Genomic DNA, 21,466 nt, shown 5'->3' on the forward strand with positions numbered 1-21,466 from the left:
GTGTCGGGCCCGATCAGTTAGCGAGTGCGTCAGAGGCGAACAGCAACTTCGAGCCTTTATCTGAAGGAACGGCCAATACGCTGTAGCGCTCGCCCGCCTTGAGCGTGAACGCCAGCGGCTGACCGACCGGCGCGCCGGCGCATTTGAGCTGCACCGACAGTTCCACCGGGTTGATCATGCGCCGCTGCACCGCACCTTCAGCGACCTTCTTGAACAACTCGGCCTTTTGCGCCACGGCTTCCAGGCTGGCGTCGGCGCAGCTGGCGTCGGCGTTGATGAAGGCCAGGGAGGCCTTGAGCGCATTGAAGTCGTCCGGCACTTCGCGCACCACCAGCTGGCGCGTGGCGCCCTTGGCGTCGACCAATGCGACCACTGTGGCGAACTCACCCGGCGCGACGTTCACCGAGAAATCCGCGTTTTTGCCGCCGCTGCTCAAGACGCCCTTGATCGGCTTGTCGCCGCCGACCACCGGCAGGAACGCCGACACGGCTTTGTCGCCGCTCAGGACCAAGCTGGCCTTGGAACCGTCCGCCACCAGCTTCAATTCGCCCGGGCTGCCGTTGGCAAAACGCAGGAACGCTGCGTCTTGCTCCGGGCCGGTCGGATACAGCGGGATGTCGGCACTGTAGGCGCTGACGCTGGCAAGCAAGGTCGCCAGGCCCAGGGTCATTCGCTTCATTATTTGCTTCCTTTACCGTAGGCCGATGGCGGCAGGTTACCCAAGGCTGTCCCGATCGCCTTGGCCCACTTCTGGTAGCCGTCGATGGTGAAGTGCTGGCCGTCGGTGGTGATCCACTCGCCCGGCTTGGAGAAGGTCAGCGAGTCGATGTAAGTGCACGGCGCCACGTTGCTGGCCAGGAACGACGACATCAGCTTGGTGCGGGTGTCGTCCTTCTTGTACTGCGAACCGACCTTGCCCCATGGCGGGCCGACCCACACGCACTTGGTGCCGGTGGCGGCGATTTCCTTGGTCAGCGAGGTCACGCTTTTCCAGGCCCAGGCTTTGGGGAACACCGGGTTGGTGTAGGAGCCCATGGTGTCGCCGATGATCAACACAACCACGTCGGGCTTGTCCTTGGCGATCAGGTCTTTGATCGGCGTGGTGCTCATGGCGTTCTTGCCATAGATCACAGCCTTGCCGGTGGGCATGCGCTCGCCGCCGCACTCGACTTTTTTCGGCACCACCCAATCCGCCGCGCCGGCACCGCACGCACCGATGGAGTGAACCACCGCGCCTTGCTGGGTGAGGTTGTCTTGCAGCGGGTTGAGCAACGAATCGGGAAAGCTCATATGACTTTCGCCCAATACCAGCATGGTCAGGCCGGCAATCGCAGAAACAGGCATGAATGACTCCGATTTAATCAGTTGGAATAAGGGGAACGGTAAGGGCTGACCGGCAAGGGCATCGGCCCGCTCAGGTCTTCGAACAAGTAGCGCAGGTAAGCATTACCGGCGTACTGGCGGTAGTCCTGGGCGTTGTCGACACCGATCTCGCCACCCAGGTAGAAGCGCGAGCTGAGGCGATATTCGGCGGCGGCATTGAAGCTGTAGCCGATACCGGTTTTATCCGAGCTTTTGTACTCCTGGGTACCCAGGTCTTTGCGGCCCGGGAAAAAGTCCGCGCTATCTTGGCCGATATACTGCACACCCACCGAACTTTTTACCTGGTAGCTGAAGCGATCAAAGCTCTGCGCCCACCGGATCGGCACGCCCAGTGAGAAGAAACGCTGCGGGCTGAAGTAGCCGCCGTTGCCATAGGTGTAGAAGTCCTGGTTCTCCTTGAAGCTCAGCGCCGAGGCACTGACACCCAGGGTCAGCGTGTCCTGCGGGTTATTGCGCAGGTACCAGTAGATGCCGCTGCCCAGCTCCATGCGGGTGTTGTCGTCAACGTGGTTACCCATCAGTTGGTGCAGGGAGCCGTAACCGTAGACGCCCAGCTTCTGGTTGTCGTAGCTCAACTCACCCCGCCCGCCGTTGGCGGTCACACCGCCCCATTTATAGCCATCACCGTCTTTGGAACCGGCGAAGGACGTGACGCTGTCGGTGACCGGGCGCCGCGAGATATTCGCGCCATAACGGAAATTCGAATTGGCCTCGAACGGACGCGACACGCTCACCCCACCGACGATGGTGTTGTAGAGGAAGCCCAGTGGGCTGACGCCGACGTCGGCCTTGAGGCCTTCATCCGGGTTCTCGAAAGCCACGGCCAAGCCCACACCGGTCGCGTTCTGGGTGCGGGGTGAGGTGGCTTTGCCGCCGCCAAAGCGTGATGCAGCGTCATCGCTGACACTGCCGGCACTCAAATGCACCGGCGTCACTCGCAGCGCCACAGTGTTATCGCCGACCGGCATGCGCGCTTCAAACGGCGCTTCGATATCGGTGAGTTTGCTCAAGCCTTTTTCGCCGTTGTTGCTGCGCGCGCTCAAGCCTTGCACCACATAACCGGTACGGTCGCGCAGGATGGTGTCCAGCGCACGACGCGCCGGGCTCAGCTCGGGGCTGTCGATGGAGGCGATTTTCGACGGCGGAACAAACGGATCGCTCAGGTCGTTGGACGTTGCACTCGCAAATGCGCTGGAGGTCACGCTGTTGGTCGGCGCATCGATCGGTGGTGGCACCGCACCGGCGATGGTCAGGTCGGTGACCTGGCGACGCTGGCCGGGCAAGCCCACGAACGGGTTCGACGACTTGGCTTCGGTGCCGGCCTGGGCCACCTGGGTCCTGGCCTTCATCGCGTTCTCGATCACCAGGGCCTTGCGCAGCAGTTCAGCGGCTTCGCTGTTTTTGCCCAGGCCTTGGTAGACACCAGCCGCCGAGGTGAGGATCTCCGGGTTACCCGGCTCCAGCGCCAACGCCTTGTCAGTGGCGCGTTGTGCCAGGTCACGGTCGCGACCTTTCAGGGCGATGTTCGCCAGGCCCAGTTGCAGCCGTGCATTGTCGGGGTTCTGCTGGATCAACGGCGCATACAGCTCCATGGCCTTTTTGCCGTTGCCGCTATCGGCATACATGCGCGCCAGGGCGCCGACACCCAAGGCATCGTTCGGGCGCTGGGCCAGGGCCGGTGACAGCATGTCGTAGGCGGCCACCAGGTCGTTTTTCTCACGCAGGGCGTCGGCCTGCTTGACCCGGTACAGGTAGATCAAATCGTCGTAGCGCTGGCGCCCGGTCTCGGTCAGCGGCTGGCCTTGCACTTCGCGCAGGATCTCACCCGCCGCGCTGTATTTGTTGGCCTTGAGCAGCACGTTGGCGTACAGCAGCTTCTGGTCGACCGTCGGGTTGGGATTGTTCTCCACCACCTTCTGCATCATGTCCAGGCCGTACTGTGCAGCGCCCACTTCCACATAGGCGGCGGCCAGCACGGCCACGCGCTCGGGTTTCTTGCGGGTCAGCGGTTCGGAACGCCCCAGCAACGCCAGGGCTTCCGGGCGCTGGCCACGGCGGGCGGTCTCGATGGCGATGTCGGTCTGCTGGTGCAGCGCGATATCGGTCGCCAGTTCGTTCATGTCGGCGGTGCGCTGCGCCGTGGGGATGCGTCCCAAGGTCGCTTCGGCCTGCTTCCATTCGCTCAATTGCGCCGACAGCAGGGTGCTGGTGTACAGCGCGTCCGGCTGGTTGGGTTGGGTCTTGAGCAAGCCGTCAATCAAGGCACGGGCGGCGCGGATCTGGCCGTCACGCAGGTACATGCGTGCCAGGGCAAAGCGCGTCCAGGGGTTTTCCGGGTCAGCGTCGAGCGCCTGGCGGTAAGCGGCTTGCGCACCTTTCAAATCGCCACGTTGCTCGGCCAGCTTGCCGACCTGAGTCGCCCGCAGCGCATTGATTTTCACGCTCGGCGCGAACTTGGCGCGCTGGGCCGGCGACACCGAGTCGATCAGCTTCAAGGCCTCATCCGGCTGGCCCGACTGGGACAACACGTTGATCAAGCCGCTCAAGGCATCCGGGTCGCCAGGGTGACGGGCCAGCACCTTGCGGTAGCCGGCTTCGGCTTCCTCGAACTGATTGTCCTGGGCCTGGAAGCCCGCCAATGCAACAGCCGCGCCGGGCTGGCCCGGGTTCAGGCGCTCGGCCTGGGCCACCAGGTCGCGGGCCTGGGCGCTGCGACCGGCGCGCTGAGCGTCACGGCTCTGGCTGATCAGGTTCCAGTAGCGCACATCGTTCAAGGCCGACTGCCAGGCCGCACCACCGGGCAAGCGCGTGGCTTGGACCAGGTAGTTTTCCGCTTCGCCGTAGCGTTCCTGCTGCTGACGCAACACGCCCATGCCGCCGAGGGCATCGACGTCGTTGGATTTTTGCGCAAGGCGCGCTGCCAGCAGGGGCTCGGCGGTTTTCAGGTCGCCATCGTCCAGGGCCTTGAAGGCCTTGGTCATCTGCGGATCACGCTGCCAGGCACCACCGCCTTTGCCTTGGGCGATGCCTTTTTCCATGATGGCGCGGATCTCGGTGTCATCCGGGTGCGCGGTCAGGAATTGCTGGAACAACGCCACCTGGTCCGGCTTCGGCGGGCCGAGCCAAATCAGCGCAAAGCGCCAGGTTTCATCGGCGTTGCCGCCCACGTCGTTGTTCGGTGCCAGCTTGGCCAGCGCCCGGATGCCGTCCGGCCGCGTGGCGGGGTTACGCGCCAGGTGCTTGGCCAGGAACAGCGCAACGATCGGGTCGTTCGGCCGCTCACGGGACAAACGCTGCAAGCCGGCGATGGCTTCATTGGTGCCCTTGGCGGTGAAACCCAGGGTGTTGTAGTACTCACGGGCGATCAGACCTTGGGGCTGGCGACCCTGGAAAATCTGGCGGTACAGGGCCACGGCTTTTTCGCGCTCGTCCTCGGGTTCACCCAACTCGCGGGCCTGCTCCAGCAACCTGGCGTTGTCCGGCACCGCCACGGTGATGTCCTGCTCCAGTTGCAACGCCTGGCGCGGCACCGGGCTCAGCGCCTGCAAGCGGGCCAGGTACTTCCGGGCTTCGGCCGGGCGGTTCTGCTGCACCTGGATCAAACCGATGCCGTACAACGCGTCCGGTTGCTCCGGGGCCAGGTTCAAGAGTTTCTGCCAGATTTCCAGGGCGCGCTCGGGGTTCTTTTTCGACTGCCAGTAGTAGCCCTGCTCGATCAGCAAGGACTGTGGGTCGCTGGTTTCAGCGAGGCTGGCGGTGGAAGCCAGGGCAGCGAGAATCGCAATGGCTAGCGTGTGACGGCGCATGCTGCCTCCCAGGAAAGTTTGACCGTACCGTCTTGTTCAAACCGGTACTTCTGATCGGCGAAGCCCTGGCCGAACAGGCTGAGCATGTAGTCGTAATAGATCGGCTGCGCACTGTCGGGTGCCGAGGGCGCCAGGGCTTTATTGAGCGCGTCGTCGACCTTGGCTTTTTGCAATTGCGCCAGGGCGGTTTCGCCGCGGGCCTGGAAGAAGGCCAAGGTAGCGGCCGAGAAGCCCATCGGCGTATAGCCGTTGTTTTTCTCGGCTTCGCCGGTCAGTACGTGGATTTTTTCCGGCGGGAAGCCGGTGACCGACGCCGCCGTCGCACGGGAAATACCCCCCAGCGACTTGAGCATCGCCGCTGCCAAAGGATCGCCCTTGGCGGTCATGCCGGCCCACATATACGTGCGGATTGCATCGTAGCTGCCCAGGTCATCGGAGAACGGATCGACCACGAACACCCCGGTGTTGGCGCCGGTGGCGCGGTAACCAACCCAGTTGGCCGCAAGGCCATGGGGGTTGCTGGCGCTGTCGGCAAGCATCCGCGCATTGCTTTCGGCGACTTCGTTCCAGCCGCCGTTCGGCCGTTCTTTCTGGAAGCGACGCAGTTGCGCAAGCACCTGGTAGCTCGGGTTGAAACGCCACAAGCCACCCGGATGCACATAGCCGACAGGCCCCGGCAACAGCATCTTGCCCAGGCCCGGCACACGCACGATCAGGTTGCGTTCGACGTTGGCCAACAACAGCTGTGCGTCGGCGCGGTACTGCGGTGCATTCCACACGCGTGCCGCTTCGAGCAAGGCGTAGGCCATCCACAAGTCCGCGTCGCTGGCGGAGTTCTGGTCGATCACGCCCCAGGTGTTATCGGCTTTTTTACCCCACAACCAACCCGGCAGATTCTGGCCGATGTCGGAGCCCGACATGTTGGCCTTGGTCCAGGTCCACAGCTTGTCGAAGCTCGCGCGATCGTTGCCGACCAGGGCGAAGAACATCGCATAGGACTGCCCTTCCGAACTGCTCTCGGTGGGCTTCATGGACGAGTTCAGCACCCGGCCGTCGTCCTGCACGAAGCGCTTGGCGTAGTTCTGCCACAGCGGCCAGTCACAGGTCTGCGCCTGGGCGCCGCCGGCGAACATCATCGCGCCCAGTGTCGCCAGGGCCATACGCTTGAGCAGGCTCATGCCAACCGCCGTTTTGCACGTGCGCGCAGCGACAGGTAGACCAGGCTGGTCACCACGGCCAGGCCGAGGAAGGTGATCAACAGCATCCAGCCCAGGTTCTGTGACAGTTGCCACTGCATGAGTTTGAAGTAGTTGAGCTTGCCGACGTAGTACTGCTCGTCACCGACCAGCGAGCTGATGGTTGTGCCCTGCACCACGGCCAGGCTGCCCTGGATCGAGTCTTTGTAGTCGTCACCGCCGATCAGCGCCGAGGTGGCTTCCAGCAGGCCCTGCGGCTGGTTGCTGGCGATCAGCACCACGCTGCGGCCCGATTTGAGCGGCGATTGGAAACCGGCCAGCCAGGTGCTGTTGCTCAGGCCCTTGAACGTAATGCCGGTGTTGGCCGGATGCTGGTTGGCCGCCGGGTCGGGGCTGATCCAGCTGCGCACATAACGCGGCAGGTCGGACAGCAGGAAGTGGTGCTGTTCGCCATCACTGGTCGCCGGCAGGTATTGCTGCCACTGCTTGAGCAACGGCTGGTTGGCGGCGGTGGCAAGTACCAGCAGGTCTTTGTCGGCAACACTCTGCACGTCCTTGGCCTGCACCACTTTGACGGCGGTGGCCGGGTAGCCGGTGGCTTCGCCGAAGCGACCGAGCACGGTCAGGTAGGCGGTCAACTCGTCGGTGCCGTAGTTGTCGGGCATGACCACGGCGGATTCCGACAGGTCGGCCAAACGGGTGAACGGGAAGCCAGAGTCGTTGAACACGCCCAGGTTAGGCATGGCAATGTAGTGCTGGTAGCCGGTGACGTCGAGGGTCGAATCCGGGTCGATGGAACCGCGCATGTTGTCGACGATGATGTCGCGGCATTCGCCTTCCTTGATGTAGTCGTACATGAAGCGCAGCTGCAGCTTGGATTTGGGCGATGCCGAGCTGATCGGCAACAGCGTGGTCACTTCACGCGGCAGGCTATCGTCTTTCTTCAACTGGTCGAGCAGGGTCTGGCCGCCGCCCAGGTTGGCCACCGACGGCAACGCCACGGACTTCATGAACTGGTCATTCAGGCCGATCAACAGGGAGGAGTTGGTCGACACTTGCTGCGGCGTGTAGCGGTATTTGACCTTGAGCGGCACGCCCTCTTCACGCCAGTTGAACAGGTCCGGCGGCAGGCGCATGTCGACGCTGATGGCGCCCGGGTTGTAGCCCGACACGCTGAGTTTCTGCTGTTCGATCAGCTCGCCCAGGCGTACCGGGCGGTTGCTTGGCAGCCAGTTCGGCGCATCGTACGGGCGGCGCGGTGCCAGGGTGTCGAGCTTGGTGATGACCACGCTGTTACCGGCCAGCACCGGGTTGCCCAGCACCACCGCGTTGGCGGCGCGCTTGAGCTCTTCGCCGTCACGCCCGGTGACGATCAGCAGCTTGCCGTTGGCGTCGTTGGGGTTGGCGATGAGGGTCAGGGTCGGGCCGGTCGGCTTGGCGATGGCCACACCGTGCACGTCCATCGCGCCGGCGGTTTGCACCAGCACGATGGCGTTGCCTTTGGCCGGCAGCTCGCCGAGGGTGGTCGGGAAGGTCGCGCCCCGGTAGCTGGCGAGGCCGCCGATCCACGACGACAAGGCGCCAGCGGCTTCCAGTGCGGCGCTGTCCGGCGCGGTGGCAAACACGAACGGCAGGCTCACCTGGCGAGCGTCGCGCTTGTCGAAGAACGGCAGCGGCAGCACCGCCAGGTCGTCTTTGAGCACGATCGGCTCGACCTGCACTTTCAGCTCGCTGCTGTTGCTGATCTTGGCCCACAGGCTGCTGTGCAACGGGTCTTCGCAGGACATGGTGTAGTGGCCGATGAACTGCAGGCTCAGGCGGTTGAACTCGGTGATCAACTTCGGCGGGATCTGCACCAGTTGCTCTTGCGGGGTGCCCGCGCCTTCTTTGGGCAGCGCCAGGCTGGCGGCGACTTCGCCGTTGACCAGCACGTTGATCTGCGACAGGTCCGCCAGCAGCGCCGGCGAGTAGCTGTACTTGAGCAGCAGTTGTGCGCCCTTCACCACTTCATCGGCACGGATATCGAAGTTGACGCTGTCGGACGACTCCACGCCTTGCAGGTTCATGGTGTCGCGACGGCCCAACTGCTTGAGCGTCAGGCTGTAGCCGTTATCGGTGCTTTGTACCGGCACGGTGGCAGCCGCTTGCTCGGCAGCTTGCGCCAGGGTGTTGAGGCCCATTAGCGAGGCAATCATCAGCGCGAGTGCACGGCGCGGATGAGGGCGAGCGAATATCTTCGAGGTCATGGCTTGTCCATCAGCGTATCTAGCGGTTTTGTGGGGGTGCGGCTCAAGGCCAGACGCAGTTCGTGCAGGGTGGCGCGGCCGAGGGTGAACAGGCCGCCGATGCCGATGGCGCCGACTTCGCGCAGGGCCGCCAACGGCGTGTCCGGCTGGCCGGCACCCCAACTCGCGGCCCAGGTATCGGCACGGGAGAAGGTCAGGCGTACCAGTTCGCTTTGCTGGCGCAGGCTGAGGGGTTCGAACTGGGCGCCGATCTGCGCGCCCTTGCTGAACACCACGCGCGCATCGAACAGGCTGTCCTGGCCGTTGCGCGACAGCACCAGTTGCACGCGTTCGCCACGGGTGATCGAGTGCCCATCGCTGAGCATCAGGCCGAAGCCGTTTTGCGAGAAGTCCTGGGTAGTGCCGTCCAGCACACGGCCGTCGGCACAAATGATGCTCACCGGCAGCTTGGCGCTGACCCGTGGCTCGGAACGTACCTGACGCGCTTCCGAGGCCACGGCCACGGCGGCACTGGTGATGATCAGGTTGTAGAGGGTCCAGGTCAGGTTGATCGCCACCGTCACGGCTGTGGACGCATCGCCCCAGACCAACTGGTGGATACCGAAGCCCAGGCCGACCAGGTTCACCGCCAACAACACCAGGTACGGGCGGGCGAGTTTCCAGTCGAAGAACTGCTTGTCGATGATGCCGCCCTTGTCGGTGACGTTGAAGCCACCGGCCTTGGGGTTGACCAGCGCGACCAGCACCGGCGGCAGGATGTACCAGGCCAGTACGGTCTCGTACACCTCGTTCCAGAACGAGTGACGGAAACGCCCCTGGATCCGTGAGTTGGTCAGGCTGGAGTGCACCAGGTGCGGCAGCACGTAGGCGACGATCATCAGCGCCGAGGCGTGGAAAATCTCGGCGCCGAAAATCAGGTAGGCCAGTGGCGCGGTGAGGAACACCAGGCGCGGCAACCCATAAAAGAAGTGCAGCATGGCGTTGGCGTAGCAGATGCGCTGGCCCCACTTCAGGCCTTTGCCCAGGAGTGGGTTGTCGGTGCGGAAAATCTGCGCCATGCCCCGCGCCCAGCGAATCCGCTGGTTGATATGGCGCGACAGGCTTTCGGTAGCCAGGCCCGCGGCCTGCGGGATAGCCAGGTAAGCGGTGTTGTAGCCCAGGCGGTTGAGCTTGAGCGCGGTGTGGGCGTCTTCGGTCACCGTCTCGATGGCCACCCCGCCGATTTCCAGCAGCGGCTCACGGCGGATGACGGCGCAGGAGCCGCAGAAGAACGTGGCGTTCCACAAGTCGTTGCCGTCCTGCACCAGGCCGTAGAACAGCTCACCCTCGTTGGGCACGGCGCGAAAGGTATCGAGGTTCTTTTCGAACGGGTCCGGCGAAAAGAAGAAGTGCGGCGTTTGCAGCATCGCCAGCTTCGGGTCCTTGAGGAACCAGCCCAGGCTCACTTGCAGGAAGGAGCGCGTCGGCACGTGGTCGGCGTCGAACAGCGCGATGTATTCGCCGTCGGTGACTTTCAACGCTTCGTTGAGGTTACCGGCCTTGGCGTGGAAGTTGTTGTCGCGGCGGATGTAGTTCACCCCGACCTTGCGGCAGAAGTCGCGGAAGTCGTCGCGGCGACCGTCATCGAGCACGTGGACGCGCAGCTTGTCCTTGGGCCAGTCCATCGCCTGGGCGGCGAAGATGGTCAGTTTTACGATGCTCAGCGCTTCGTTATAGGTGGGGATGAACACGTCGACCGTCGGCCACTCCTCCGGCTCGGTCTTGAGCCATACCGGCGTGCGGCGCAGCGGCCAGGCGGTTTGCACGTAGCCGAAGATCAGTACGACCAGGGCGTAGAACTCGGCCGCGACCAGGCCGTAGCCGAAGAACATGTCGAGCCAGGTTTCAAAGCCGAGGGTGGAGGTGAGGCGCCAGAACATGTAGCGCAACGACGCCACCAGCGACAGCACCACCAGCGCGAGGATCGCCAGGCGCCCCGGGATCTTGCGCAGCACCAGCACCGCGAGGAAGCACACGCCGGCGAACAGGCATTGGCTGTAGAGATCGAGCGGCGCGCTGATAATGCCCAGCAACAGCAGCGCGCCGAGCACGCAACTGGCGACAACCAGCACCGTACGCAGCGCCGCAGGCCACCGATTGAAGCGCGCGATGGCGTCATTGAGGCGCTGTTCGGCGCGCCCTTCGACGAAGGGCGTGGAGGACGTAGTGTCGGTCATGGAAGGTCCGAGTCGATGTGTTCGAGCAAGGTGCGGCACAGGGCGTGGACGTCCTGGCTGCCGATACTGTTGACGGTTGGGTCGAGGGGGTCACGCCCGTAGGCCTGGGCTTCGCTGAACGCGGGGTCACGGTGGACAGTCCCCAACAACGCAGCGCCCAGACGGGTCTTGAACACCTCGGCCATGTCCAGGCTGAAGCGGTGGGCACCGTCCAGCTGGTTGATCACGTAGAAGCGTTGTGGCGGTTTGGCGCGCTTGAGGTGCGGCGCCAGCAGGCTGTCCATCTGGTCGAGTGTGCTGAACGAGGCCACGTCCGGCTGTACGACCACCAGCACAGCGTCGGCGACCGACAGGGCCTGGCTGAGGTAGACGCTGTTGCCGGCGGGGACGTCGATGATCACGGTGTCCTGGCCGCTCAACCTGAGGCCGGACAATCGCTTGCTGAGCCACTCGCTGTCCTGGCCCAACCAGCGATTGAGGCTGTGCTGTTGCTCGTGGTCAGTGCCACCGAATGCCACCAGCCGGCAACCGGCAAAACCGCGCTCGGACAGGGCGGCCCAGCTTTCGTTGAGCAGGCTGGTGGCGCCGACGCCGGGCATGTCCAGGCCCAGGCACAGGTGGTGGCGCAGGGCGTTTTGCGGGTCCAGGTCCAGGGCCAGCGCCGGGCGGCCCTGGCGCTGCAGACCGCTGGCAATCGCGGCGGCCAGGGTACTGCGGCCAACGCCACCCTTGACCGAGACCAACACCACGACTTTAGGGCTGGATTGCTCGGAGTACACCTGGCCGTCCCGCCCTTCCACCACTTCGGGCGGCTGCAGGTGGTCGGCTTCACCTTGGCTCAGTTCCTCCAGCAGGCGCAGCAGCGGCGCCGAGGGAGCTTCGATCACAGGTGGGGCTGGAGTGACTGCGGGGGCTTCCAGGACCTCTATTTCGTCCTCGATGAACTCATGGACAAAGTCGATTTCGCGATAGCCGCTCGGATTGGCACCCAGCTTGTTGAATAGCTTTGAAATATCATCTGCCCGACTCACTCACTGCCCCCCCACCTGATTTGCGCTTTAAAAGGCGATAAAAAGGCCAGCAATGAGCTGACCTCGTATTTTTCTAGTTATGTGGTGTCGGGCGCATTCTGTGATATCACATTGATGGTGTCAGTATTTTGATGATTTTAGTTCAAATTTATCCGACGAACGGCGTAACGCCATTTTTATGACTATTTTGTGCAGAAAACGCCATTCGCTGTAAGAACATGAACTTGCATCATTATTTCGCAAAAAAAGTTGGCCGAGTGGACAGAAACGGCACAAAACTGACATACGCTTCAACAGATTTTCAATTGCCCTACATTGTCTCGGAAATTTGCCTACAAGGAACCGCGATAAAACTGACGGTTTATATCGCGGCACAGAATACGGAAACCTCACCTGTATTCAAGGGAAAACCGGCTGAGCGGTCGATCCAAATGGTCCATAAAGCCACCGCCCGTGTATCGCTGTGTATGCAGCCACGGCCTCGCTACACAACGAAGCAAAACCCGCGCCGCATGACACAGTGCAGATACCTCCAGGGCGCTCAATAAGCCCACACCCACTTGTTGAACCCGGAGGATACTCACCATGAACTGGAACACCTTGATCGCCGTCAGCCTGCTGGCTTTTGCCGTCAACGCCCACGCCGACGTACAGCCCAAGCTGGATATCCAGCGCGTGCTGACCACTGTCGAAGACACAAACGGAGCGTGTGGGATCGTGAATGCGCACATGACCTACCTGGATTCCCACGGGCAGCAACAGGTATTGGACTACAAAAAGTTCGCAGATAACTGCGCAGAAGGCAGTTGAGGCTTGCGCGAACCGGGCACCTGAGTGCCCGGTTTCGGAGCGTTTCTGAAGGCTTAGCGCACACGACGCTCGGTGAACGCGTAGTCATCCTGGCAATCGCTGGTCGGATCCGACGCCACACTCACGTAATGCACCGTGTCTGCGTCCAGCAGCTTATAGGTGTACACATCCGGCGAACGCACGCCGTCGGTACGCAACTCATTCCTGCCATTGGCCGCCGACCACGAACCCTGCTCGGTCTGGATCACCTTGGTCTGCTGTGCATCGCGGTAGAAGGTAATCACAAAACGACCGTCGGGCTTGAGGGTATTGGTCCACGACAGGAACTGACATTTACCGGTCTCGGTGCGCAGACCTTTCCAGGTGCCCACCAGCGCCGGGTCGTTGGCGGGTTTGTTGGACGAACACGCAGCGAGCGCGACAGTGAGGAGGATGAGGGACAGCGAGAGAATCCGTTTCACGTGGGGCTTCCTTGGGGTTGGAGAGGATTTTTGCCGGGGTAGACCCTTCGGTGGCAAGGGAGAAATCCTACACTCGCCAGCTGGAAAAAGGGGCGAGCGTGGAAAAAGCATGGGTTCTGCAAAAATAGTCAGAATTCAGGGGTTTACAGAACCTTGCCAATCGCTATAATCGTCGCCCTAACACGCCGGTATAGCTCAGTTGGTAGAGCAACTGACTTGTAATCAGTAGGTCCCGGGTTCGACTCCTGGTGCCGGCACCATATCTCGAAGCCCCGCAATGCGGGGCTTTGTGGTTTCTGGGGTTTGGGAGACACTGAAAATCTATACTACGGTTTTCGGGAAAACGTCCACAAAATGCCCGAGCTCAAAAAAACACAGCCCGCATTTCTCCAAACTTCCCTTCTTTTTGTTTGCCTCGTGAGTCAGCTCAAGGCCGATTTTTATCGCAGCCTCCAACAAATCTTCTGACTCACAGAAACCATCTGGATCTGTAGTCCCTTCGAAAAGTGATCCACCGGTGGCGACATCTAATCTCACGCTGTCAGCCAATGAAAATAGGTGAACATAGGGGTCAGAGCATGGTTTCAATAATGGTGGTCTGACCCCTGTTTCCCAACGCGCCAGACTCGCCCTGATCGACTACGGCGTGGCCCAGCTCAAATGTTATGAACAAGCCGAAGCGATGTTGCGCAGCTACGTGGAGGAGACCACGCCGAGTTGATCAAACAGGTCCCGCTGCTGGACCTTGGACAAACTGCGCAGGCGGTCGAACAGCAAACGGTCGACCGCCTGGGCGGAGGGGCTCAGGGTGTGGGAGAAGGTCAGGTTGGCGACCCAGGTGTGGCCGCAGTGGGGGGAGTTGCATTGGCAGTAGAGGCGGGCGAACTCTAATGAGAGCTCGTCACGAGAAATAATGCGTCCCTTCTCACCGCAGATTTTGCAACGAACACGCATAACTCACCGCCAGACTGGACATCAGATAATATTTTATCACCTGACCGAATATAAATAGAATTCGGAAGTGAAAAAAATACCAGCACCATACGCAGGCTAATATCAAAGAGAGCGTTGCCGCTCTCTTCAATCTGGGCCAAGGATCACTCTAAGCCAAGTCATCGTCTGCAGTTTCTACGCTTAGTCCATCATCGTCTCGCTGTGAGAAATAAGACTCTTCAGCGAGGTCGGTAATGGCAAACACGCGGCGTCCAGAATCATTTTTAGCTCTATTTACAAGTCCCTTATCGTGAAGATACTTTCCTCTTCTGCCCACCAACTGGTAAGAACAATCAAGTTCTGAAGCAATATCACCTGCAAACATTTTATCCGCACCCAAATACAGGGTCTGCAATATACCCAACTCAGCAGCAGGTAGTAATAGCGACTTATCAACATCACGCAAAACGCTTTCATATTTTTTTGATAGATTAACGACCTCACAAATTCCCGACGCACACTCCCGACACTTCATCTTATTCCATCGAATTGCGTCAAGGTCTTCGATAGAATATTTGAACCCACAATCTTGGCATATGATCTCTTGGTTCTTTGCCATATACTTGTGAAGTATAGGAGAGTAATCAAAAACACGCTCTACAAAATAAAGTCTATAAGCTCTCTCGCGGCTTGGCCGTCCAAACGCAAGAGTGTACTTCTGACACAAACCATAGTTCATTGCATAGACGGTAACTTTTTTACCATCTCTGTCGCTCATCTCATAGTATTTGGTCAGAAAAAAATTAAGCTCTAGGGTATGAAGAATAGATTCATACGCGACCGAAACATGAAAATGACTGGTAGGCGGGCGACCTTGAATTGAATTAAATATTGTCGAACTGTGAGTCCTGAGCTCTTTGGCACGAACCACCAACATCTCAAGCAGTTCTTTCAACCCATATATCGACGACTTTTCCCCAAATGACTCATGGAGAAATTTAGAAAGACTAAAGTAGCTCTCGATTTTATCTTCGTAATACTTTTTTGCTGCTTGCTGAATAGCTCGCACACCAATTTTTCTATCGTAAATCAGATGAGACTCATGGCAATAATGCAGTATATAACCAATTATCCTTGGATTACCCATAGTGGCGTAGAATAGCTCCTTTAATATTTCGTCAGTATTACTATCAAAATAATCCAACAACTTACCTGCTTTATAAACCTTGATACGCATCAACACTAAACGACGTACAAATTCAGTAGCATTATCCTCCATTGTCGAAACATCATTAGAGCCGTAGAGCTTGTAGATATCCAAATAAATCTCATCTATTTTCGTCTTATCAATCTGACCGTAATAAATCCTACCTGGATATGCTGCTACCTTTAGCTTTACAAACTCCTCAGACCAGTTATTCAGAGGTGCCAACAGCAAATCAACAACAACCCTCATAGCATCTTCGGGCAATTCTGAAAAGTCATCAACCAGAATGTACAAATGACGAACACCAAGATTAGACAGGATTGTTTTCAACTTAGTGAGAAGGTCTTTTATATCGAATACACTTATTAAAATATCACTATAATTTACTTCATTGGCATTCTTTCCACTTGACCCAATCTGGCCCCCCATGGAAAACTCTATCGGCTTGGGATCTGCTTTAATTTTTAAATCTACATTGCCTGACTGAGAACGAGTAGCTTCTTCTTGACGTTTGCCTTGAATATGCTTAATACCCAATACGCTTACAAATTTCTCTACATCAATCTCATCAACAAGCTCATCAAGCTCTTCGAATAGCTCATCCAACCCTCCAGAGAAAGAGTCCTTAATAGTTTCCCAAAAAGAACTTTCAGTTCGTTTTTTTAGCTCCTTCTTAATCTCAACAATTACCGAAACAATAAAAGACTTCAGGAGTAAGACGCGCTCAATCTCTTGCTGCGGCAATGCCGTTTCCATTGCGGCGATTTTTGCATATAGCCTACTATCAACTTGCGAAGACTCGAATATAGTTTTGATATCTACATATGCTGAAGTTTTCTTCTTGTCTTTTGTGAGATCGTACTGCAGGCGTTGAAAAATTGTCGATTTACCTGTGCCTTTGCGCCCAATAATAAATGAAGTATTGGGAGTTCGAACCGTATCAAAAACATGATCATTCGGAAGCGGATCAACGTACAATTTCTCTACAATACCAGCATTATTATCTTGACCTGGCAACTCAGCCCTACGATAAAGTTTCAGTGATTGAACTGCAGAATGAAAGTTAGCCAGCTTACCTGCCATATTAACTCCTGATGAAAAAACCAAATCTTAAAATAGTCTACGAGTCATTCGTTCACCTCATCAATCGTACAGAAAATACAGCCTGCATCCTACGTACGAGACCCAAATTTTCTAAGCTTTCTAACATTGGCCCCCTCCAACGAACCATTTTTTGCCGTGATCCGCGCTCCTGCTTTCAGTAGATTTTATTGGGCCTATACCACTACGTTGCAGATGAATCGGCATCACGCTAATCTCTACTAGTCGCTGCTCATCAGCGACCGGGCCTGGAAACCCGTTACCGAGACGCACGCAGCGTCGTCAAACAATCAGCAGGCGCTTTTTTTATGTCTGCCGTTTGTGCTTTTTGGCGGCCGTGTGTGGGAGACATTCGTGTCTGCCGAGTAGTCTCTGTCTCGGTTTCCAGCCTGCGCACGGCTGCCACCCATCGCCTGGAAACGATGTGTGGACGTCTCAGTTGGTCATCAGAGAGGCTTCACACCATGCTTGATTACCGTAGCGCCGTCCGTACCAATACCTCCACCGATCGTGTGGGAGGTCAGCAATGAGCACCCCACCCTCAGCCACAACCATTGGCGCCCAAACCTTCGCAGACTGCGGAGAGGGCAAACACCATTTGAAGCTGTTCCGTGTAAACGCCGGGATCCCGTTGCGTGAAGCCCTTGAACACGCAGCGCACGTCCTCGACTGCGCCACCACCCTCTCGCTTGAAGTTGCCATGGACCCCAGAAACGCGAGGCTAGCCTTTGCCGCGCACTATCTGTGTGAAATGGGCAAAGCGGTCCTTGACGATCTGCACCTGGCTATACAACCAGGCGGTCCGCATCCACAGTAAATAGAACGCGCCCGGCCAATGCACCGGGCGCTACTCTTCAGCTTCCGTATGAGTTACGTTGCTACTCGTTCAGCGTTTTATTATTACAGTGTGCAATCTCAACATTTCGCAAACTATCAGCGTAAATCCTAGCTAGACTTACCACTGTCAACATGCCCTATCAGCAATATATTAATGAGTCCGCGCACTTTTGACTGCGCACCGTCAGCCGCGCTACTTCCGTCCACAAAGTGAACTACAGTCGCTCGAGTTTCACCAACCGTGTAATCCAGTGACTTAATTTTTATGCCAATTCCTTCAAGAGTCTTTCTCACCTTCTCTGGACTGGTACCGAGTTCTATGTTCGTTACGTCTGACACTTTTTCTTGTTCCATCACCCTTCTCCAAAAAAATACGATTCACTATCAAACTCATCAAAAAGAATACGACCTCTCTATTGTCAAGTCATACGATGTTGCTTATCCACTGTCAGAATTAACAGTTTTTAGAATGATTATGCATTCCGTCTATAGCGATAACTTCTTTTCCTAGGACGAAATGCGAATGGAGTTCCTCACCAACCTCATCAGGCTGCTGCATCCCCCCATTTAATCCTGCGATCCCTGCGCAAATGAATGTTCACTTGCAAAAAAAGCTGCCTGATCGGCCGTATCTCATTATTCGTGTACACCCGATCAATCTTCTCCACCCCCCCAAACCCCGCCGCATTCTCCGGCATGCAGCCCGCCAGCGCGGGGTTCATCCGCCACGCCGCGATCACGTCATTGCGGGTGATGTTCTTGATCCGCTCAAACTCATCTTTGGTCGCAATGTCCCCCACCGGAATGATCTGATTCGCCTGCCCCTTAGAAGGCTCACAGACAGCTGATAAAATTCCCCGCAACCTTGCTCGCGATTTGTGTGTGCATACCCCCCTAGGCTGCTTCAGACATTATCAAGCCTTCGGCACTGCCGGTAATGCATCGAAGATTAAGTCGATATTGTCGGACGCGACGTACCAGCGTTACATAAAAGTTTGACTGGACGCTTAGGCCAACTAAAAAAATATAAACTACCGACATTAAAAAAACCGTCGCTCGACGGTTTTTTAATGAGGACTTAATAAATCTGGCTTAATACACAAGTCCTAAATGGTTGCTTTGGGGTCAGCCTTTTTGGAAGGTAATGTCGTATGTTTTGCCTACATTCGGCCCACCGCGCGCGACATAAACTTTACCGTTCAAGTTCTGGTAGCTCCTGTCAGGCGATGTCAAGGTGATAGTGAGTAGATTATTCTCGCCACCTTGAACTTCTGCTCGAAGATTAAAAGAAACAGGACTCTCGTCGGAAAGATTTTGATAGGTGAATGTTCCATCAACCTTGAAAGTAAGTCCATAATAGTTCAACTGGGCATTGGATATATTACCAGTCTGTGGGTCTGACGCGTAAATCATCAAGACCGCCGCATTACGCTCGCCTGGATCATATACGGCTCCGGTATAAGTCCCATTTGGATTAACTTGCCCCATGATTTTCACCTCTTCTAGCAAGATCGTTAGTTTGCATATGAATCGTAAGTGTCATTTTTAAATGTCTCGCAAAAAAGACTAATGGGCTATGCATCCTTTGAAACCTGTTAGAACTACCAGTTTTTTATACCGATTCTGTTTGTCGGATATAGCTATTTTTTTGACAACCCATAAAAACCGAAGTATTAGAGCCTTGAGCTACCGGCAATGAAGATTTCATCGTTGTCGCGCTCAACACGATCATCAGCAACGCGCCATCCTTCTAGCGCTGGATGGGTCCTACGGTGCGCCTCGTAGATGGCGCCACGGTGACCATGCCAGACATGGCTAAAAGTCAATGTACGAATTAGATTCTAGAGCTCTAAACTATCGCCCAACCCATTCTACAATCCCTACGCATTCGTTCATTCACCTGCAAAAACAACTGCCTGATCGGCCGTATCTCGTTATTCATGTAAACCCGATCAATCTTCTCCACATCCCCAAACCCCGCCGCATTCTCCGGCATGCACCCCGCCAGCGCAGGGTTCATGCGCCACGCCGCAATCACGTCATTGCGGGTGATGTTCTTGATCCGCTCAAACTCATCCTTCGTCGCAATATCCCCCACCGGGATGATCTGAATCGCCTTATCCCCACCCCCTGGAATATTCACAAACAGCGACCTAAAATTCCCCACGCCTTTGCTCGCCCCGATCTGCGCCTGCATCCGTTCCTCATCCGCCTCCGACAGGTTCGGGTCATTGGTGTAGAAGATGAACCCCGCGTGCGCCCCATTGTTGTAATACCGCCGCCGAAACAACGTAGCCGATTCGTTGAGCAACAGCGCATGCATCCCGCCCAGGTAGTCCGGCACGCCGTAGATGTTCTGTTCCACGTCGTAGTCCATCACATGTTCCACCTGGTCCTCGTCAAAGTGCAGGTGCTTGCCACCGGGCAACAGCAGCACAAACCCGCCGCCGACCTTTCTGCGCATGTTCAACGCCGGCAGGTGTTCCAGCTCCAGCACCTGCCCCAGCACATTGGTTTTACGCTGAAAGTAGCCTTCGCCAAACACCATAAAATCTAACGCCACCCGCCCCATGGTCTGCGCGCTACACCCGGCCGAGGGGATGAAGTCACGCAGCAGAAGGTTGCGTTTGAAGCGCGGGATGGTGCCGTGATGGGCGTTGGCGCGCAGTAGTTTGGCCAGTCCCGTGCGGGACACGGGCGGGGTGTAGAGTTGGCCGTCGTCGCTGGCGAACACGCCCATGTACTCCCCCAGGTGGCCGGTCAGTACCGATTCGGGCGCGCCGAAGCTGAATGTTTTTACCTTGCGCAGAGTGGCCGGGGGTCTGGGATCGCTCATGGGTGCCTTCGAGGGTGGACCAGCGGCTGCGCCGCTTCTTGTGGACGTTGAGGGGTTCGTGGGCCAAGGCGTGCATCACCGCCCAGGCGATGTCGGCGTGGCCGGTGGCGTCGGTGCGTGAGGCGCTGTAGGTGATCTGGCCACTGGTGGTGGCGCCGCGCTTGATGGTCAGGAACGCGGCGGCGATGTCGTTCCAGCTGGCGTCCCATTCGATGCGACGGCCCTGGATCGTGTCCTGGGCTTTGAGTAGTTTCCAGGCTTTAATGGATCGGCCTCACATGCGGGAAGAAGTCGCGCACAAGGTCGAATACGCCGAGCGCAGGGGCCGCTTCAGGGTTCAATCGGGTGCTTTGCACTTTTTGACGGGGCCACATATCTCAGTCGCATCTTCAAGCATCTCGCTGCTCTCGACACCCGCCTGATGGTTTTTTATCGCTCCATATAAAGCGCCATCCGGTGGCATACCCGCACAACCGCTATCGCCCAGGCAATAGCGGTAACGTTTATCAGCCACGCCTGATTGATTTGTCATTACCATGACACCACCGCAGCCGGCCTCAATTCAGGTGTAAACCATCGGTTGGGACACTTCAATCAAGGGAGAAAACGCATGGACGTATCCACGCTGGATAACGCAAACCTACGTGAGAAACTGGGTCATATTTACGAGAATGAACACCCACTATGGGCACCACTGTTCCTGATTCTTAACGCAAGTGGGCTCGGGATTGTTGACCGTTATCTGTCAAAAAAGGCAGTGGACTTCGAGCTCCGGCAAATCCGCCTGCTCCTTGCCGAGCTTGAAAAATATTCGCTAGGCACCACCCCCTCGGATTCACCAGACCTCATCCCCGCGTTACGAATCTCACTCAACGCGCTCAATGAGTCACGGAGCGAGGAGAAAGTCCGTGTTTTCGCCTCGATTCTGGCCAATATCTGGCACCAGAAAACCAGTAACTGGGACGCGACCTCTCAAACCTTGCGTCTGGTGCGCGACCTGGAAGATGTTCATTTCCTAGTGCTTTCAGAAGCAAACAAGCTCAACGTAGAACAACCCGGTAAAGGTATGTTTTCGGTGGGAAGGAAACTGTCACTCGCCACAAGTGCAATTGAAGACCTACTGCCGAGCGATCTGGACCCCATGCTGATTGCCTCTTGTGTGTCAGATCTCATTTCAAAGGGGTTGCTCAACGACTCGTTCATCAGCAACAACGCACTTGAGGGCAATGTTGAGTTCTCTGCCACAAACGCGCCCGTGACTTACTCAATATCTGACCTGGGCGTCTGGCTCATTGAACAGATAACCCCCACGCCTGCTGCAAGCGCCAGCTAAGCCAAACCGCCCTCCTCCAACAAAAAAGGCACTTGCCGCGAACGCCAAGTGCCTTTCTCACACCACCTGA

Annotated in this window: 16 protein-coding genes, 1 tRNA gene and 3 pseudogenes; 6 read left to right on the forward strand and 14 right to left on the reverse strand. The window is 57.5% G+C overall.

Annotated elements, in window-relative coordinates:
• Nucleotides 1-13: 13 nt before the first annotated feature.
• Genes BFN10_RS28010 through bcsQ form a run of 7 tightly spaced genes read right to left on the reverse strand, consistent with a single transcriptional unit; the run spans nucleotide 14 to nucleotide 11,878 of the window.
• Nucleotides 14-679, reverse strand: coding sequence for a cell division protein FtsQ (locus BFN10_RS28010; RefSeq protein WP_071492441.1), 666 nt, complete (start codon nucleotides 677-679; stop codon nucleotides 14-16).
• A complete protein-coding gene (locus BFN10_RS28015) occupies nucleotides 679-1,344 on the reverse strand; it encodes an SGNH/GDSL hydrolase family protein (RefSeq protein WP_071492442.1) in 666 nt (221 codons plus the stop codon). The genes BFN10_RS28010 and BFN10_RS28015 overlap by 1 nt, the downstream gene beginning before the upstream one ends.
• A gap of 17 nt (nucleotides 1,345-1,361) precedes the next feature.
• Entirely contained in the window at nucleotides 1,362-5,189 is a 3,828-nt protein-coding gene (locus tag BFN10_RS28020) for a cellulose biosynthesis protein BcsC (protein ID WP_071492443.1), read from the reverse strand.
• Nucleotides 5,171-6,367, reverse strand: coding sequence for a cellulose synthase complex periplasmic endoglucanase BcsZ (gene bcsZ / locus BFN10_RS28025; protein ID WP_071492444.1), 1,197 nt, complete (start codon nucleotides 6,365-6,367; stop codon nucleotides 5,171-5,173). The genes BFN10_RS28020 and bcsZ overlap by 19 nt, the downstream gene beginning before the upstream one ends.
• The gene (bcsB, locus tag BFN10_RS28030) at nucleotides 6,364-8,631 is read right to left on the reverse strand and encodes a cellulose biosynthesis cyclic di-GMP-binding regulatory protein BcsB (RefSeq protein WP_071492445.1); all 2,268 of its coding nucleotides are present in this window, start codon (nucleotides 8,629-8,631) and stop codon (nucleotides 6,364-6,366) included. The genes bcsZ and bcsB overlap by 4 nt, the downstream gene beginning before the upstream one ends.
• Complete coding sequence (bcsA, locus tag BFN10_RS28035) at nucleotides 8,628-10,847, reverse strand: UDP-forming cellulose synthase catalytic subunit (RefSeq protein WP_071492446.1); 2,220 nt, start codon at nucleotides 10,845-10,847, stop codon at nucleotides 8,628-8,630. The genes bcsB and bcsA overlap by 4 nt, the downstream gene beginning before the upstream one ends.
• Nucleotides 10,844-11,878 (reverse strand): cellulose biosynthesis protein BcsQ, encoded by a 1,035-nt coding sequence (gene bcsQ / locus BFN10_RS28040; RefSeq protein ID WP_083351526.1) that lies wholly within the window; start codon nucleotides 11,876-11,878, stop codon nucleotides 10,844-10,846. Before bcsQ ends, bcsA begins: the two co-directional genes overlap by 4 nt.
• A gap of 585 nt (nucleotides 11,879-12,463) precedes the next feature.
• On the opposite strand from bcsQ, the gene BFN10_RS28045 reads away from it, so the two are divergent.
• The gene (locus BFN10_RS28045) at nucleotides 12,464-12,688 is read left to right on the forward strand and encodes a DUF2790 domain-containing protein (RefSeq protein ID WP_058426315.1); all 225 of its coding nucleotides are present in this window, start codon (nucleotides 12,464-12,466) and stop codon (nucleotides 12,686-12,688) included.
• Between the two features lie 53 nt (nucleotides 12,689-12,741).
• Here BFN10_RS28045 and BFN10_RS28050 read toward each other — a convergent pair whose 3' ends face one another.
• Nucleotides 12,742-13,149 (reverse strand): hypothetical protein, encoded by a 408-nt coding sequence (locus BFN10_RS28050; protein ID WP_071492447.1) that lies wholly within the window; start codon nucleotides 13,147-13,149, stop codon nucleotides 12,742-12,744.
• Nucleotides 13,150-13,333: 184 nt separating this feature from the next.
• On the opposite strand from BFN10_RS28050, the gene BFN10_RS28055 reads away from it, so the two are divergent.
• Nucleotides 13,334-13,409 (forward strand) — tRNA-Thr (locus BFN10_RS28055).
• Between the two features lie 433 nt (nucleotides 13,410-13,842).
• On the opposite strand, the gene BFN10_RS28060 is transcribed toward BFN10_RS28055, so the two are convergent.
• Together BFN10_RS28060 and BFN10_RS28065 are read right to left on the reverse strand one after the other, a co-directional pair.
• Entirely contained in the window at nucleotides 13,843-14,103 is a 261-nt protein-coding gene (locus BFN10_RS28060) for an ogr/Delta-like zinc finger family protein (protein WP_071492448.1), read from the reverse strand.
• A gap of 148 nt (nucleotides 14,104-14,251) precedes the next feature.
• Nucleotides 14,252-16,372 carry a MarR family transcriptional regulator gene (locus BFN10_RS28065; RefSeq protein ID WP_071492449.1) on the reverse strand — a complete coding sequence of 707 codons (2,121 nt, stop codon included), beginning with the start codon at nucleotides 16,370-16,372 and terminating at the stop codon, nucleotides 14,252-14,254.
• A gap of 544 nt (nucleotides 16,373-16,916) precedes the next feature.
• On the opposite strand from BFN10_RS28065, the gene BFN10_RS28070 reads away from it, so the two are divergent.
• Nucleotides 16,917-17,207, forward strand: a complete 291-nt coding sequence (locus BFN10_RS28070) for a DUF3077 domain-containing protein (protein WP_071492450.1) — start codon at nucleotides 16,917-16,919, stop codon at nucleotides 17,205-17,207.
• A gap of 565 nt (nucleotides 17,208-17,772) precedes the next feature.
• Here BFN10_RS28070 and BFN10_RS28075 read toward each other — a convergent pair.
• A pseudogene (locus BFN10_RS28075) lies at nucleotides 17,773-18,048 on the reverse strand (phage portal protein); the annotation flags it as partial.
• Nucleotides 18,049-18,127: 79 nt separating this feature from the next.
• Between BFN10_RS28075 and BFN10_RS29820 the strand changes: the two are divergent.
• Nucleotides 18,128-18,226: pseudogene (locus BFN10_RS29820) on the forward strand (class II fructose-bisphosphate aldolase); the annotation flags it as partial.
• 126 nt (nucleotides 18,227-18,352) lie between these two features.
• Here the strand turns inward: BFN10_RS29820 and BFN10_RS29370 are convergent.
• Together BFN10_RS29370 and BFN10_RS28080 are read right to left on the reverse strand one after the other, a co-directional pair.
• Nucleotides 18,353-18,715, reverse strand: a complete 363-nt coding sequence (locus BFN10_RS29370; protein ID WP_130898146.1) for a hypothetical protein — start codon at nucleotides 18,713-18,715, stop codon at nucleotides 18,353-18,355.
• Nucleotides 18,716-19,076: 361 nt separating this feature from the next.
• Complete coding sequence (locus BFN10_RS28080; RefSeq protein WP_071492540.1) at nucleotides 19,077-19,967, reverse strand: phage portal protein; 891 nt, start codon at nucleotides 19,965-19,967, stop codon at nucleotides 19,077-19,079.
• Nucleotides 19,968-20,061: 94 nt separating this feature from the next.
• On the opposite strand from BFN10_RS28080, the gene BFN10_RS29915 reads away from it, so the two are divergent.
• The gene (locus BFN10_RS29915; protein WP_278045772.1) at nucleotides 20,062-20,184 is read left to right on the forward strand and encodes a hypothetical protein; all 123 of its coding nucleotides are present in this window, start codon (nucleotides 20,062-20,064) and stop codon (nucleotides 20,182-20,184) included.
• Here BFN10_RS29915 and BFN10_RS29825 read toward each other — a convergent pair.
• Nucleotides 20,182-20,328: pseudogene (locus tag BFN10_RS29825) on the reverse strand (hypothetical protein); the annotation flags it as partial. The gene BFN10_RS29915 and the pseudogene BFN10_RS29825 overlap by 3 nt on opposite strands.
• A gap of 345 nt (nucleotides 20,329-20,673) precedes the next feature.
• On the opposite strand from BFN10_RS29825, the gene BFN10_RS28090 reads away from it, so the two are divergent.
• The gene (locus tag BFN10_RS28090) at nucleotides 20,674-21,396 is read left to right on the forward strand and encodes a hypothetical protein (RefSeq protein WP_071492453.1); all 723 of its coding nucleotides are present in this window, start codon (nucleotides 20,674-20,676) and stop codon (nucleotides 21,394-21,396) included.
• The last annotated feature ends 70 nt before the right edge of the window (nucleotides 21,397-21,466 follow it).

Source organism: Pseudomonas extremorientalis (genome assembly GCF_001870465.1).
Classification (GTDB): domain Bacteria; phylum Pseudomonadota; class Gammaproteobacteria; order Pseudomonadales; family Pseudomonadaceae; genus Aquipseudomonas; species Aquipseudomonas extremorientalis.

Excerpts from the sequence above, each read along its gene's own strand:
- BFN10_RS28060 (WP_071492448.1), bottom strand. The coding sequence starts at position 14,103 with ATGCGTGTTCGTTGCAAAATCTGCGGTGAGAAGGGACGCATTATTTCT.
- BFN10_RS28070 (WP_071492450.1), top strand. The coding sequence starts at position 16,917 with ATGAGCACCCCACCCTCAGCCACAACCATTGGCGCCCAAACCTTCGCA.
- bcsB (WP_071492445.1), bottom strand. The coding sequence starts at position 8,631 with ATGACCTCGAAGATATTCGCTCGCCCTCATCCGCGCCGTGCACTCGCG.
- BFN10_RS28065 (WP_071492449.1), bottom strand. The coding sequence starts at position 16,372 with ATGGCAGGTAAGCTGGCTAACTTTCATTCTGCAGTTCAATCACTGAAA.
- BFN10_RS28010 (WP_071492441.1), bottom strand. The coding sequence starts at position 679 with ATGAAGCGAATGACCCTGGGCCTGGCGACCTTGCTTGCCAGCGTCAGC.
- bcsZ (WP_071492444.1), bottom strand. The coding sequence starts at position 6,367 with ATGAGCCTGCTCAAGCGTATGGCCCTGGCGACACTGGGCGCGATGATG.
- BFN10_RS28015 (WP_071492442.1), bottom strand. The coding sequence starts at position 1,344 with ATGCCTGTTTCTGCGATTGCCGGCCTGACCATGCTGGTATTGGGCGAA.
- BFN10_RS28045 (WP_058426315.1), top strand. The coding sequence starts at position 12,464 with ATGAACTGGAACACCTTGATCGCCGTCAGCCTGCTGGCTTTTGCCGTC.
- BFN10_RS28020 (WP_071492443.1), bottom strand. The coding sequence starts at position 5,189 with ATGCGCCGTCACACGCTAGCCATTGCGATTCTCGCTGCCCTGGCTTCC.
- BFN10_RS29370 (WP_130898146.1), bottom strand. The coding sequence starts at position 18,715 with ATGGGGCAAGTTAATCCAAATGGGACTTATACCGGAGCCGTATATGAT.
- bcsA (WP_071492446.1), bottom strand. The coding sequence starts at position 10,847 with ATGACCGACACTACGTCCTCCACGCCCTTCGTCGAAGGGCGCGCCGAA.
- BFN10_RS28090 (WP_071492453.1), top strand. The coding sequence starts at position 20,674 with ATGGACGTATCCACGCTGGATAACGCAAACCTACGTGAGAAACTGGGT.
- BFN10_RS28080 (WP_071492540.1), bottom strand. The coding sequence starts at position 19,967 with ATGGGCGTGTTCGCCAGCGACGACGGCCAACTCTACACCCCGCCCGTG.
- BFN10_RS29915 (WP_278045772.1), top strand. The coding sequence starts at position 20,062 with ATGGGTGCCTTCGAGGGTGGACCAGCGGCTGCGCCGCTTCTTGTGGAC.